At 72.3% G+C, this 13,982-nt stretch carries 12 protein-coding genes and 1 riboswitch; of the genes, 7 read left to right on the top strand and 5 right to left on the bottom strand.

Annotated elements, in window-relative coordinates; all coding sequences use genetic code 11:
- Positions 1 to 10: 10 nt before the first annotated feature.
- A complete protein-coding gene (locus AB0F03_RS21105; RefSeq protein WP_361994025.1) occupies positions 11 to 1,204 on the bottom strand; it encodes a spermidine/putrescine ABC transporter substrate-binding protein in 1,194 nt (397 codons plus the stop codon).
- A gap of 190 nt (positions 1,205 to 1,394) precedes the next feature.
- Positions 1,395 to 2,831, bottom strand: coding sequence for a gamma-aminobutyraldehyde dehydrogenase (locus tag AB0F03_RS21100; RefSeq protein WP_361994022.1), 1,437 nt, complete (start codon positions 2,829 to 2,831; stop codon positions 1,395 to 1,397).
- A 169-nt stretch (positions 2,832 to 3,000) separates the two neighbouring features.
- On the opposite strand from AB0F03_RS21100, the gene AB0F03_RS21095 reads away from it, so the two are divergent.
- From AB0F03_RS21095 to AB0F03_RS21065, 7 genes are all read left to right on the top strand, one after another.
- Positions 3,001 to 3,519 carry an Lrp/AsnC family transcriptional regulator gene (locus AB0F03_RS21095; RefSeq protein ID WP_356822417.1) on the top strand — a complete coding sequence of 173 codons (519 nt, stop codon included), beginning with the start codon at positions 3,001 to 3,003 and terminating at the stop codon, positions 3,517 to 3,519.
- Positions 3,504 to 4,886 carry an aspartate aminotransferase family protein gene (locus AB0F03_RS21090; protein ID WP_361994018.1) on the top strand — a complete coding sequence of 461 codons (1,383 nt, stop codon included), beginning with the start codon at positions 3,504 to 3,506 and terminating at the stop codon, positions 4,884 to 4,886. Before AB0F03_RS21095 ends, AB0F03_RS21090 begins: the two co-directional genes overlap by 16 nt.
- Before the next feature lie 195 nt (positions 4,887 to 5,081).
- A complete protein-coding gene (locus AB0F03_RS21085; RefSeq protein WP_361994015.1) occupies positions 5,082 to 5,822 on the top strand; it encodes an ATP-binding cassette domain-containing protein in 741 nt (246 codons plus the stop codon).
- On the top strand, positions 5,804 to 7,192 hold the full coding sequence (locus AB0F03_RS21080) for a hypothetical protein (protein WP_361994012.1): 1,389 nt from the start codon (positions 5,804 to 5,806) through the stop codon (positions 7,190 to 7,192). The genes AB0F03_RS21085 and AB0F03_RS21080 overlap by 19 nt, the downstream gene beginning before the upstream one ends.
- A gap of 108 nt (positions 7,193 to 7,300) precedes the next feature.
- The gene (locus tag AB0F03_RS21075) at positions 7,301 to 7,708 is read left to right on the top strand and encodes a VOC family protein (RefSeq protein ID WP_361994009.1); all 408 of its coding nucleotides are present in this window, start codon (positions 7,301 to 7,303) and stop codon (positions 7,706 to 7,708) included.
- Between the two features lie 37 nt (positions 7,709 to 7,745).
- Positions 7,746 to 8,870: a Rossmann fold nucleotide-binding protein gene (locus tag AB0F03_RS21070; protein WP_361994006.1), complete on the top strand. Its 1,125-nt coding sequence runs from the start codon at positions 7,746 to 7,748 to the stop codon at positions 8,868 to 8,870.
- Positions 8,871 to 9,035: 165 nt separating this feature from the next.
- Positions 9,036 to 9,761, top strand: coding sequence for an LAETG motif-containing sortase-dependent surface protein (locus tag AB0F03_RS21065; protein WP_361994003.1), 726 nt, complete (start codon positions 9,036 to 9,038; stop codon positions 9,759 to 9,761).
- 275 nt (positions 9,762 to 10,036) lie between these two features.
- Here the strand turns inward: AB0F03_RS21065 and AB0F03_RS21060 are convergent, their stop codons facing one another.
- The 3 genes from AB0F03_RS21060 to AB0F03_RS21050 are packed head-to-tail and all read right to left on the bottom strand — an operon-like array spanning position 10,037 to position 13,778.
- Positions 10,037 to 11,056: an ABC transporter ATP-binding protein gene (locus tag AB0F03_RS21060; RefSeq protein WP_361994000.1), complete on the bottom strand. Its 1,020-nt coding sequence runs from the start codon at positions 11,054 to 11,056 to the stop codon at positions 10,037 to 10,039.
- A complete protein-coding gene (locus AB0F03_RS21055; protein ID WP_361993997.1) occupies positions 11,056 to 12,657 on the bottom strand; it encodes an iron ABC transporter permease in 1,602 nt (533 codons plus the stop codon). The genes AB0F03_RS21060 and AB0F03_RS21055 overlap by 1 nt, the downstream gene beginning before the upstream one ends.
- Positions 12,658 to 12,695: 38 nt before the next feature.
- On the bottom strand, positions 12,696 to 13,778 hold the full coding sequence (locus AB0F03_RS21050; protein WP_361993994.1) for a thiamine ABC transporter substrate-binding protein: 1,083 nt from the start codon (positions 13,776 to 13,778) through the stop codon (positions 12,696 to 12,698).
- Positions 13,779 to 13,859: 81 nt separating this feature from the next.
- Positions 13,860 to 13,967, bottom strand: a riboswitch (TPP riboswitch).
- Positions 13,968 to 13,982: the final 15 nt, after the last annotated feature.

Below are 13,982 nucleotides of genomic sequence, written 5' to 3'. Positions count from 1 at the left end.
TCCGACGTCGTCACAGACCCGCGATCCGGTTCCACCGCCGGGCGAACTCCCCGCGTTCCGTGGACGTGATGTCACGGGCGACGGCGAGGCGCTCGCGCATGCCGGGGTCCGGGAAGATCAGCGGGTTGTCGGCGAGGGCGGCTGTCTCCTTGTCCCGGGACGCGGCCAGGACCTCGCGGGCGGCGGGGACCGGGCACACGTAGTTCACCCAGGCGGCGAGCCGCGCGGCGGGCCCGGGTTCGTAGTAGTAGTCGATCAGGCGCTCGGCGCCGGCCTTGTGGCGGGCCCGGTCGGGGATCATCAGGGAGTCCGACCACAGCTCGGCGCCCTCCTCGGGGACGACGAAGCGGATGTCGGGGTTGTCGGCCTGGAGCTGGATGACGTCGCCGGAGTACGCCTGGCAGGCGAGGACGTCGCCGCTGACCAGGTCCTTGGTGTAGTCGTTGCCGGTGAAGCGGCGGATCTGACCCCGCCGGACCTCCCGCTCCACCTGGTCGCACATCCGGTGGAAGTCGTCGGCGGTCCACCGCGTGATGTCCACGCTGTTGCCCTGCATGAGCAGCGCGAACGCCTCGTCCAGGCCGGACAGGAGCGTGACCCGGCCCTTGAGGTCCTTCGCCCACAGGTCGGAGACACGGCGGATCTCGCGGCCGAGCCTGCGGTGGTTGTAGGCGATGCCGGTGATGCCCGACTGCCAGGGCACGGTGAACCGGCGGCCCGGGTCGAAGGCGGGCGAGCGGAGCAGCGGGTCCAGGTTCTTCGCCACGTGCGGCTGGCGGGCGCGGTCCATCTCCTGGACCCAGCCCAGCCGGACGTACCGGGCGCACATCCAGTCGCTGATGACGATCAGGTCCCGGCCGGTGGCCTGGTGGTTCATCAGCGCGGGGCTGATCTTGCCGAAGAACTCGTCGTTGTCGTTGATCTCCTCCACGTAGTCGACGGAGATCCCGGTGCGCCTCCCGAACGCCTCCAGCGTGGGCCGGCGGCTGGGGCTGTCGTCGTCGGTGTCGATGTAGAGGGGCCAGTTCGCCCAGGTCAGCTTCCGGTCGCGCGCCGACTCGTCGGTCACGGACCGGTCACCGGGCCGGACGTAGGCGGCGGGCACCCCGCAGCCGGCCAGGGCGCCGAGCGCGGCGGTGCCGCCGAGGGCGGCGAGGAGGGAACGGCGGGACGGCGCGGACGTACGGGAAGAAGTCTGGGGCACCCCGGAAGCATGCCGCCCCGGTCCGCGGCCGGACAATCGACGCTGCGTCGAGCGGGACGGCGCCGGGCCGACACCTTGTCGATCAAGCGTGCGCCGGCCGCTTGTCAGCCGCCCGGCGACATGACGCGGCGCGGTCCGCGGACGGGGAGGTGACCCGTCCGCGGGCCGCGCCGCCGGCGCCGGTCAGGACTCAGTCCAGCGACGTCATCACGTGCTTGATCCGCGTGTAGTCCTCGAACCCGTACCCCGACAGGTCCTTGCCGTAGCCGGACTTCTTGAAGCCGCCGTGCGGCATCTCCGCGACCAGCGGGATGTGCGTGTTGATCCACACGCAGCCGAAGTCCAGCTTCTTCGACATGCGCATCGCGCGACCGTGGTCCTTGGTCCACACCGAGGACGCGAGGGCGTACTCGACGCCGTTGGCGTACGCGAGGGCCTGCTCCTCGTCCGTGAAGGACTGGACGGTGATGACCGGACCGAAGACCTCGTTCTGCACGATCTCGTCGTCCTGCTTCAGGCCGGAGACGACGGTCGGGGCGAAGAAGTAGCCCTTGTCGCCGACCCGCTCGCCGCCCGCCTCGACCTTGGCGTGCGCCGGGAGGCGGTCGATGAAGCCGGCGACCTGCTTGAGCTGGTTGGGGTTGTTCAGCGGACCGAAGAGGACGTCCTCGTCGTCGGGCTGCCCGGTCTTCGTCTCGGACGCGGCCTTGGCGAGCGCGGCCACGAACTCGTCGTGGATGGACTCCTGGACGAGGACGCGGGTCGCGGCCGTACAGTCCTGGCCGGCGTTGAAGAAGCCCGCGACGGAGATGTCCTCGACGGCCTTGGCGATGTCGGTGTCCTCGAAGACGACGACCGGGGCCTTGCCGCCCAGCTCCAGGTGGACCCGCTTGAGGTCCTTGGACGCGGACTCGGCGACGGACATGCCGGCGCGCACGGAACCGGTGATGGAGGCCATCGCCGGAGTCTCGTGCTCGACCATCAGGCGGCCGGTGTCGCGGTCGCCGCAGATGACGTTGAAGACGCCCTTGGGCAGGACCGAGCCGATGATGTCGGCGATCAGGACGGTGGAGGCCGGGGTGGTGTCCGACGGCTTCAGGACGACCGTGTTGCCGGCCGCGATGGCCGGGGCGAACTTCCACACGGCCATCATCATCGGGTAGTTCCACGGCGCGACCTGCGCGCAGACGCCGACCGGCTCGCGGCGGACGATCGAGGTCATGCCGTCCATGTACTCGCCCGCCGAGCGGCCCTCCAGCATCCGCGCCGCGCCCGCGAAGAAGCGGATCTGGTCGACCATCGGCGGGATCTCCTCGGAGCGGGTGAGCCCGACCGGCTTGCCGGTGTTCTCGACCTCGGCCGCGATCAGCTCCTCGGCCCGCTCCTCGAACGCGTCCGCGATCTTCAGGAGGGCCTTCTGCCGCTCGGCGGGCGTGGTGTCGCGCCAGGCGGGGAAGGCGCGGGCGGCGGCCTCCATGGCGGCGTCGACGTCCGCCTGCCCCGACAGCGGCGCGGTGGCGTACGCCTCGCCCGTCGCGGGGTTGACCACCTCGGTGGTCCGTCCGTCGGCGGCGTCCCGGAACTCACCGTCGATGTAGTTGCGCAGACGACGCAGCTCGGTGCTCACTGCCGGCCTCCTGATCTGGTTCTGGCTGTCCAAACGCTGAGACCCCACCCTAGTCGCCGTACCCACGTTTTCAACACCCCCACCGCCACCACTTCTGCGAAATCCGCAAGGTCCGGTCGCATAAACAACGGATTTCATCGCTCGCACCTTGCGAAACTGTCGAGACGTCGTGCACAGTGAGGTCGTGGCCAGTCGAAGCGCAGACCAGAGGGACTCGTCCCGCGAGTCCAGGAACGGCACTCCCCAGCTGGATGCCGTCTCCCTCGCCATCATTCAGCAGCTCCAGGAGGACGGCCGCCGGCCGTACGCCGCGATCGGCAAGGCCGTGGGCCTGTCGGAGGCGGCCGTGCGCCAGCGCGTGCAGAAGCTGCTGGACCAGGGCGTGATGCAGATCGTCGCCGTCACGGACCCGCTCACCGTGGGCTTCCGCCGGCAGGCGATGGTCGGGATCAACGTCGAGGGCGATGTCGAGTCGATCGCGGACGCGCTGACGGACATGTCGGAGGTCGAGTACGTGGTGATGACCGCGGGCTCGTTCGACATCCTCGCCGAGATCGTCTGCGAGGACGACGACCACCTGCTGGGCGTCATCAACAAACGCATCCGTGCCCTGCCCGGCGTGCGCTCCACCGAGAGCTTCGTCTACCTGAAGCTGAAGAAGCAGACCTACATGTGGGGAACCCGATAACCGTGAGCACCAAGGACCTCAGCCGCACCGCGTACGACCACCTGTGGATGCACTTCACCCGCATGTCCTCGTACGAGAACTCCCCCGTCCCGACCATCGTCCGGGGTGAGGGCACCTACATCTACGACGACAAGGGCAAGCGCTACCTCGACGGTCTCGCGGGTCTGTTCGTGGTCCAGGCCGGTCACGGCCGTACGGAACTCGCCGAGACCGCGTTCAAGCAGGCCCAGGAGCTGGCCTTCTTCCCGGTGTGGTCCTACGCCCACCCGAAGGCCGTCGAGCTGGCCGAGCGGCTGGCCGACTACGCCCCGGGCGATCTGAACAAGGTCTTCTTCACCACCGGTGGCGGCGAGGCCGTCGAGACCGCCTGGAAGCTGGCCAAGCAGTACTTCAAGCTCCAGGGCAAGCCGACCAAGTACAAGGTCATCTCGCGCGCGGTCGCCTACCACGGCACCCCGCAGGGCGCCCTGTCCATCACCGGCCTGCCGGCCCTGAAGGCCCCCTTCGAGCCGCTGGTCCCGGGCGCCCACAAGGTGCCGAACACCAACATCTACCGCGCCCCGATCCACGGTGACGACCCCGAGGCCTTCGGCCGCTGGGCCGCCGACCAGATCGAGCAGGAGATCCTCTTCGAGGGCCCGGAGACCGTCGCCGCGGTGTTCCTGGAGCCGGTGCAGAACGCCGGCGGCTGCTTCCCGCCGCCGCCCGGGTACTTCCAGCGGGTCCGCGAGATCTGCGACCAGTACGACGTGCTGCTCGTCTCCGACGAGGTCATCTGCGCCTTCGGCCGCCTGGGCACGATGTTCGCCTGCGACAAGTTCGGCTACGTCCCGGACATGATCACCTGCGCCAAGGGCATGACCTCGGGCTACTCCCCGATCGGCGCCTGCATCGTCTCCGACCGGATCGCCGAGCCGTTCTACAAGGGCGACAACACCTTCCTGCACGGCTACACCTTCGGCGGCCACCCGGTGTCGGCCGCGGTGGGCTGCGCCAACCTCGACCTGTTCGAGCGCGAGGGCCTCAACCAGCACGTGCTGGACAACGAGGGCGCGTTCCTGTCGACCCTCCAGAAGCTGCACGACCTGCCGATCGTCGGCGACGTCCGCGGCAACGGCTTCTTCTACGGCATCGAGCTGGTGAAGGACAAGAACACCAAGGAGTCCTTCAACGACGAGGAGACCGAGCGCGTCCTGTACGGCTTCCTCTCCAAGGCGCTGTTCGACAACGGCCTGTACTGCCGTGCCGACGACCGCGGCGACCCGGTCGTCCAGCTCGCCCCGCCGCTGATCTCCGACCAGGGGACCTTCGACGAGATCGAGCAGATCCTGCGCGGGACGCTGAGCGAGGCGTGGACCAAGCTCTGAGCCGCACGCGTCCGATCAGCTGATCACACCGGCCCCGGTGCCGCCCGTTCGAGTGAGAACGGCGGCCCGGGGCCGTGTGCCGTCCGTCCCCGCCCCGGTGAGCTGCCTAGCGTGCAGTGACCGATCGGCCCAGGCTTCGTTCGCCCACATGGGGGATCAGGCACGGGAATACGGATCAGAACCGAGGTGACGCCCATGGAGTCCCCGCCGGACAACGACGTGCTCTGGGCACGCTCCCTGCACTTCACGCACCGCGACGGCTCCCCCGGCCTCACCGGGGTGTCGCTCGGCGTGCGGGAAGGCGAGATCCTCGCCGTCAGCGGCCCGCGCGGCAGCGGCAAGACGACCCTGCTGCGCTGTCTGTCCGGCCAGGTACCGGTGCACACCGGCGAGGTCTGGTTCAACAGCGCCCCCGTGCACACCCTCGGCCCGGCGGCCCGCGAGCGGCTGCGCCGGAGCCGGTTCGGCTGGATCGACCCCGAGCCGGTCCTGGTCCCCGAGCTGAACGTCTGGGAGAACGCGGCCCTCCCGCTGATGCTGCGCGGCACCGGCCGCCGCCGCGCCAAGGCCGCCGCGCTGGAGTGGCTGGAACGGCTGGACGTCGGCGACCGGGCCCGCTGCCGCCCGCGCGAGCTGCGGCAGGCCGAACGTCAGCGCGTCGCCATCGCCCGCGCGCTCGCCCCCGCCCCGACGGTCCTCTTCGCCGACGAGCCCACGGCCCCCCTGCACCGCGCCGACCGCACCCACGTCCTGCGCACCCTGACCACGGCCGCCCGCTCGCACGGCATCACGGTCGTCCTCGCCACGCACGACGCCGACACCGCCGCCCTCGCCGACAGCACGGTGACCCTGCTGGACGGGCGGCGCGTGCACACCGTGCACCTGCCGGACGCCCCCGACGCGGAAGGCCGGGCCGCGTGCTCGCTCTCCGTCTGACCCGCGCCGCCCGGCCCGCCGTCCAGCTGCGCCGCCTGCTGGTGGCCGCGGCCGCGGCGGGCACCGCGTTCCTGCTCCTCGCCTGCCTCGGTTACGCCCTCGCCCACCCCGAGGCCGCGGGCCCCGCCGCGCTGCGCCTGAGCTGGTGCGCGGTGCCGCTCGCCGCCACCGTGTACTTCGCGGTCGCGGTCGCCCGCACCGACCCGGCGACCCGGCCGCGCCCCGGCCTGTCCGCCGTGGGCCTCGGGCCGGCCCGCCTCATGGCCGTCTCCGCCCTGTCGACGGCCGTGGCCTGCGCCCTGGGCTCCGTGCTGGCCCTGCTGTCCTTCCTCCACCTGCGGGGCGACCTGACGGGCGTGCCGTTCCGCGGCGCGACGGCCGACTTCCTGGCCGCCGACCAGCCCCTCCCGGTGCCGGCGGCCCTGACCCTGCTCGCCCTGGTCCCCGCCGCCACCAGCGCGACGGTGGCCCTGGCCCTGCGCCCGCGGGACCCCCGGCCGGCGGCACCGGCCGCCCGCAGGTACGGCCGCTTCGGGGCGCACGGCGACGCGCCGGCACGGGAGACCTTCGGGGCGTACGGCAGGTTCGGGGCACGGTTCGGCCGGCGGCCCGCGGGCGGCACCGAGGACGGCGGGCACCCCGGCCGCGAGGCCGCGGCCGGCCGTACCGCCGGGACGGCGTCCGCGAGTGCGGACCACGGCGAGCCGGCACCGGACGCGGCGGCCGGCCCCGCGCTGCCCGCGCCGGACGCCGACCGCGTCGACGCGCAGCCGGCGTCCCTCGGCGGCGCACCCGCCACCCCCGCCGGCCTCCCCTGGGGCGTGGCCCTCCTCACCGCCGGTCTCGCCGCCCACGCCTACGCCGGCCGCGTCACGCCCGGCCTGTCCCCCACGGCGCTCCCCGGCTGGGTGCTCACCGCGACCGGCCTCGTCCTGGCCTCCCCCGGCCTCACCCACCTGTGTGGCCGGTTCCTCCAGTCCGTCCGGCCGGGGGCGCTCCGGCTGCTCGCCGGCCGGGTCCTCATGGCGGAGGCCGCCCGGATCGGCCGTCCGCTGGGCGTGGTCTGCGCGGTGGGATCCGCCGGTTACGCCGTGACCGCCCTGCACGGCGGTGGCGCGCTCCCCTTCTCCGGCCCGCTGACCACGCTCGGCGCGCTGGTCGTCGCCGGCTGCACGGTCGCCACGCTGCTCACCGCGGCCGTGGAGGCCCGCCAGTGCCGAGCCGACACGGTCGCCGCGCTGCTGCGCCTCGGCGCGCCCGCCCTGCTGCTGCGCGGTGCCGCCGCCCTGCGGACCGCCGCCCTGCTGGCGCTGTTCGGCCCGCTCACCCTGGCGGTCGCCGCGCTGTCGGCCCTGCCGGCGGCCCGCTGAGTACTCCGGCACGAAAAAAGATCCCCGCCCGGCGATGAGTCCGGCGCCGGCCATCGGTCTACCCACCGGAACGCGACACACCGCGCAGCCCCGACGGGAGAGGCCCCCATGTACCAGCAGATGATCTTCGTGAACCTGCCCGTGACCGACCTCGACGCCTCGAAGAGGTTCTTCACGGAACTCGGCTACACGATCAACCCCCAGTTCAGCGACGAGAAGGCCGCCTCCGTGGTGATCAGCGACACGATCGTGGTGATGCTGCTGACGAAGCCGTTCTACGCGACCTTCACCAAGAAGGAGATCGCCGACTCGACGACCACCAACGAGGTGATGCTCTGTCTGAGCGCCGAGAGCCGTGAGCAGGTCGACGAGCTGGTCGACCGGGCGATCGCGGCCGGCGGCGCGGCGACCGGCGAGAACCAGGACCACGGTTCCATGTACGGCCGCGCCTTCGAGGACCTCGACGGCCACATCTGGGAAGTGATGTGGATGGATCCGGCCGCGATCCAGGGCTGACCACCTCCCGGGCGAAGGCCCGTGCCAGCATGGGCGGGTGCATCCGATACCCGCCCAGCCGCACCGTGCGGCCCACGACCACGAGATCGAGTCCCTCGCCGAGTTCGACGAGGTGGTCGCCGAGCACGGCACACTCGCCCGGTTCCGCGTCCAGGCCGTGGACCTGACGGACCGTACGGACGTCCTGCTCCGTCTCGACAGCACCGGCGCCGTCTTCCTCGGCTGCCCGATGGACCCCGAGGCCGCCGCCCGGGTCCGGGCGGCCGGCGCCCTGGTGTTCCCGCCGGTCCCCGGACTCCCCTTCGACCCCTACCGGGGCTTCGTCTACACCCCGGACGAACTGTTCGACTCGCTGGCGGCAGGGTACGAGGCGACACCGGACGCGCGCGCGTACGCCTGGTTCCGGCGGACGAAGGCCGACGGTGACGTCTTCTCCTCGATGCTGCGGGCGATCCACGACGACGCCGTCTCCGACGCCCTGGACGAACTCCTCGTCGGCGCCCGGGTGGTGGGGGTCATGGGTGGCCACGCGATGGCCCGCGGCACGGCCGAGTACGCGGGTGCCGCCCGGCTGGGCCGGGCCCTGACCCGCGCCGGGTACACGGTCGCCACCGGCGGCGGGCCGGGCGCGATGGAGGCCGCCAACCTCGGCGCGTACGCCGCGCCCTTCGACGACGACATGCTGGACGACGCGCTCCGGCTGCTGGCCAAGGCGCCCTCGTTCCGGCCTTCGGTCACGGACTGGGCGCGGGCCGCCTTCGAGGTGCGCGACCGCTGGCCGGGGGGCGGGACGTCGGTGGGCATCCCCACCTGGTTCTACGGCCACGAACCGCCGAACGCCTTCGCCGCGCACCTCGCCAAGTACTTCGCCAACGCCACCCGCGAGGACGGCCTGCTGGCCCGTTCCACCGCCGGGGTGGTCTTCCTGCCGGGCGCGGCCGGGACCGTGCAGGAGATCTTCGACAACGCGACGCCCAACTACTACGAGTCACGCGGGGAACCGGCCCCGATGGTGCTCGTGGACCGCGCGCACTGGACGCGGGACCTGCCGGCCTGGCCGTTGCTGGAGTCGCTGGCGCGGGGGCGGGCGATGGAGTCCCGTATCACCCTCGTTGACCGTATCGAGCAGGCACCGGATGCCATCAAACGTCTGGGCGGTTAATAAGCGGGCAAAGTCAACGGCTGTTGACGGCCCACACGTTGACACTGCTTACGGAGCGCTTATAAACCTGTGAGCTCCCGGGGGTGCTGGGGCCTCACCTCGTCTTGCGCCCCAACTCCCCCGCCACCCCCCGCGATTGCACTCTGTAAAGGACAAACGTTGTCCATGACTCGCCGTAGCGCACGCCGTTCCGTGCTCGTTCTGGGTGTCGCCTCCGGGTCGGCGGCGCTGGTGCTGGGCCTGGCCGGCTCCGCACTCGCCTGCGACATCAAAGACTTCTCCGCCGAAGCCAGGTGCGACGGCGCCAAGGGCGTCATAGTCGTCACCGACACGGACGCCTCCGCCGCCGACGCCACCGTCAGTGTCTTCCTCGAAGGCGACGGCGGCGTCGAGACGAAGGTCGGCGAGCAGCCGGTCAAGGGGTCGAAGGGGGGCGCCCGGATCACGTTCCCCGAACAGTGGAAGCCGAGCGCCATCTACCGGGTCCACGTCAAGGCCCCCAACGTCGACCGTGACATCAAGCCCGACCTGGTGACCCCGTCCACCGCCTGCAAGGCCGAGAGCGAGTCCCCGAAGCCGACGGCCTCCACTACCCCGCCGCCGTCCCCTTCCGCGTCGGTGTCGGCATCGGCATCGGTGCCGTCGTCCGCGTCCGCGTCGGCTCCGGCGGGCTCGGCGACCCCGTCGCCGGCGGCCTCCGGGTCCAGCTCCGCCCCGGCGGGCGCGCCGGGCAACGCGCCGTCCCCGGCGGTCGGTGACTCCAACCTCGCCGAGACCGGTGCCGACTCCCACACCGGCCTGATCGCCGGCCTCGCGGCGGCCCTGGTCGTCGTCGGCGGCGGTGCGGTCTACGCCGGCGCGCGCCGCCGCGGGGCGAAGCACAACGGCTGACGCCACCCCGCCACGCCCCGGCCGGCCCGCCCTCCCCACCCGGGGGAGAGCGGGCCGGTGAGCACGGGCCGGGCCGGACCGACGAGGGGCCGGTGGTACGGGCCGGACGACGGGCCGCCACCGGCCTCGGCCGACTCACCCGGCCGACTCCCTCGGTCGACTCCCTCAGCCGGCTCACCCGGCCGACTCCCTCAGCCGGCTCACCCGGCCGGCTCACCTGCCGTCGGTCCACCCGGCCTGCGGTGTCTCTTCGGTGGTGGCCGTGCGCGAGACGCTCAGTCCAGCACGACGGTCTCGGACACCTCGAACTCCACCCCGACCACACCACCCAGCTCCGGCGCGTCCCGCAGCGCGCAGGCCGCCTCCAGCCACGGGGCTCCCGCCGGCTGGAGACGCACGGCCACATGAGTGCCCCGGAACGTGCGGGCGGTCACCGTGCAGGGCAGGCCCTGGTCGGCGGGCACCAGCCGGATCCCGGCGGGCCGGACGAGAATCGTGCGGGCGCCCTGCGCCGAGCCGTCGGGCACCGGCACCTTGCCCCACGGGCTGTCGGCGACCGCGCCGGCGACGGTCGCCCCCACCACGTTGTCGAAACCGAGGAACCGGGCCACGAACGCGTCGGCGGGCCGCTGCCACACCTCCAGCGGCGTGCCCGACTGCGCGATCCGCCCGTCGCGCATCACCACCACCCGATCGGCCAGCGCGAACGCCTCCCCCTGGTCGTGGGTGACCGCGAGCACGGTGGTGCCCAACCGCCCGAACAACTCCCGCAGTTCCACCACCAGCCGCTCCCGCAGCGAGCGGTCGAGCTGGCCGAGCGGCTCGTCCAGCATCAGCAGCCGGGGCCGGGGCGCGAGGGCGCGGGCCAACGCGACGCGCTGCTGCTCACCGCCGGACAGAGAGGCCACGGCCCGCCCGGCGGCACCGGGCAGCCCGACCAGCTCCAGCAACTTACCGACCTCGGCGTCCTGTTCACCCTTGGCGACGCCGTGCATACGCAGCCCGAACGCCACGTTCGCGCCGACGTCCCGCTGCGGGAAGAGCTGGTGGTCCTGGAACATGAGCCCCATCCCCCGCTTGTGCGCGGGGACATGGGTCTGCTCGCGGCCGTCCAGCAGCACCCGCCCGGAGTCCAGGGGTTGCAGTCCCGCCACCGCCCTGAGCAGGGTCGACTTGCCGCTGCCGCTGGGCCCGAGCACGCACACCACCTCGTGCTCGGCGACGTCGAGGCCGACGGCGTCGAGCACGGGCCGCCCGCCGAGGCGCACGGTCGCGGCGTCGAGGCTCAGCAGCATCAGAACTCCCCCGTCCGGTCGGTGCGCAGCCGCTCCAGGATCAGCAGGGCGGCGGCGCACACCACCATGAGAATGGTCGAAAGGGCCATCGCCTGGCCGTAGTTGAGGTCTCCGGGGCGGCTCAGCAGGCGGGCCACGGCGACCGGGAGCGTGGGGTTGTCGGGGCGGGCGATGAACACGGTCGCCCCGAACTCCCCGAGCGACACGGCGAACGCGAACCCGGCCGAGACCAGCAGCGCCCGCCGCACCAACGGCAGGTCCACCTCCCGCCACACCCGCCACGGCGAGGCCCCGAGCACGGCCGCCGCCTCCCGCAGCCGTCCGTCCACCGCGCGCAGCACGGGCAGCATGGTCCGTACGACGAAGGGGGCGCCCACCAGGGCCTGGGCGAGCGGCACCAGGATCCACGACTGGCGCAGATCCAGCGGCGGCCTGTCCAGCGCGATCAGGAAACCGAAGCCGACGGTCACGGCGGAGACGCCGAGCGGCAGCATCAGCAGCGCGTCGAAGCCCCGCACCAGCCGTCCCGCGTCCCGCCGGGCCAGCGCGGCGGCGGCGAGACCGCCGACCAGGACGGCGATGGCGGTGGCGGCGACGGCGTACTCCAGCGAGGTCCACACGGCGTGCACGGGCGCCACCAGGAACGTACCGCCGTCGGGGTCGGTCAGGGCCCGGTAGTAGCCGAGACCGGGGGCGTCCAGGGAGCGCCGGACGAGCACGGCGAGCGGCAGCACCAGGAGCAGGGCGATCGTCAGCAGGACCCCGGTGAGCAGCGCCCACTGGCCGCCGCCGCGCGGCCGGCGGGCGGTCACCTTGGGGTCGACCAGGCGCAGGGCCGTCTCCCGCCGCCGTACGGTCCGGGCGTGCACGGCGAGGATCGCGCCGACGGCGACGAACTGCACGAGGGTGAGGACGGCGGCCGTGGACAGGTCGAAGACCTCGGAGGTCTGCCGGTAGATCTCCACCTCCAGGGTGGAGAAGGTGGGGCCGCCGAGGATCTGCACCACGCCGAAGGAGGTGAAGGTGAACAGGAACACCATCAGCGCGGCGGCGGCCACGGCGGGCGCGAGCGCGGGCAGCGTGACCTGCCGCCAGGCCTTCGCCGGGGAGGCGCCCAGCATCCGGGCGGCCTCCTCCTGGCGTGGGTCGAGCTGGGCCCACAGGCCGCCGACGGTACGGACGACGACCGCGTAGTTGAAGAAGACGTGGGCCAGCAGGATCGCCCACACCGTGGTGTCCAGCCGTACGCCCCACAACTGGTCGAGCAGCCCGTTGTGCCCGAGCAGGGCGAGGAAGGCGCTGCCGGCGACGACGGTCGGGAGCACGAACGGAACGGTGACCACGGCCCGCAGCAGCTGCTTGCCCGGGAAGCGCAGACGGGCGAAGACGTAGGCGGCGGGCAGCGCGAGCAGCAGGGTGAGCGCGGTGGAGGCCAGCGCCTGCCAGGTGGTGAACCACAGCACGTGCCGGATGTCGGGCTGCGTGACGACGTCCGCGATCCGTCCGAGCCGCCAGCCGCCGTCCGCCTTCAGGCCGCGCGCGACGATCGCGGCCACGGGCCAGGCGAAGAACAGCGCGAAGAACGCGACGGGCAGGGCCATCAGCCCGAACCGCGCCGCGCTCCCCCGCCGGGTCCGCGCTACCTCAGTACGAGTGACGTCCACGTCTTGACCCACTGGTCGCGGTTGGCGGCGATCCGGTCCGGGGCCATGGTCCGCGGGTCCTTGGCCTGGGGGCCGTACTTCAGGAAGTCCGGCGGCACCTGGGCGGCCTCGCGCACCGGGTAGACGAACATGTTCAGCGGCATGTCCTCCTGGAACTCCTTGCTGAGCAGGAAGTCGAGGAACGCCTTGCCGCCCTTGGGGTTGCGGGCGTTGCTCAGGAGCCCCGCGTACTCGGTCTGCCGGAAGCACGTGCCGCTCGCCACCCCGGTCGGGGCGGTGGCGGGCCGCTTCTTGGCGTAGATCACCTCGGCGGGCGGGGAGGAGGCGTACGACACCACCAGCGGGCGGTCGCCGCCGGCCTTGCGGCCCTGGGTGGAGCCGGAGAACTCCTGGTCGTAGGCCTGCTCCCAGCCGTCGACGACCTTGACGCCGTTGGCCTTGAGCTTCTTCCAGTAGCCCTGCCAGCCCGCGTCGCCGAACTGTGCGGCGCTGCCGAGGAGGAAGCCGAGGCCCGGTGAGGAGGTGGCCGCGTTCTCGGTGACGAGCAGGTTCTTGTACCGGGGTTCGGCGAGGTCGGCGAAGGACCGCGGCGGGGTCAGCCGGTGCGCGCTGAAGTAGGCCTTGTCGTAGTTGACGCAGATGTCGCCGGTGTCGACCGGCGTGACACGGTGCCCGGCCCGGTCGACCCGGTACTGCGGCAGGACCTTGTCGGACCCCTTGGGCCGGTACGCCTGGAACAGCCCGTTGTCCATGGCGCGGGACAGCAGGGTGTTGTCCACGCCGAAGAGGACATCGCCCTGCGGGTTGTCCTTGGTGAGGATCGCCTTGTTGACGGCCTGGCCGGCATCGCCGTCCTCGAGGACCTTGACCTGGTACCCGGACCGCTTCTCGAAGTCCTTCAGGACGTCCTTCGAGACGCTCCACGAGTCGTGGCTGACGAGGGTGACGGTCCTGGAGTCCGTGGACTTCCCGGTGTCCGACGACCCGCACCCGGTCAGCGCGGGCAGGGCGAGGAGACCGAGCCCCGCCGCCACGGCCACGAGGGTCTTGTTGTGCACTGGATGTCCTCCTGGGGTGGGCCAGGAAGAGACGCGGCCCTGCCCGGGCATCCGTGAGGGAGGCCGGGCAGGGCGCAACAGCTTGAGTGGTGACCGAACTTCCTACCCAGAATGACCTGGGCGAGGTTCAGAGGGTCTGCGGCCCGGTTGCCGCACTCTCAGCGCTGTGGCGCTCCCCTGTCGGAATATGAAGATATGTGGACG

This window comes from Streptomyces sp. NPDC028722 (assembly GCF_040637655.1).
Classification (GTDB): Bacteria; Actinomycetota; Actinomycetes; order Streptomycetales; family Streptomycetaceae; genus Streptomyces.
Note: the sequence above shows the minus strand (reverse complement) of the source record. Positions and strands in the feature narration are given on the sequence as shown.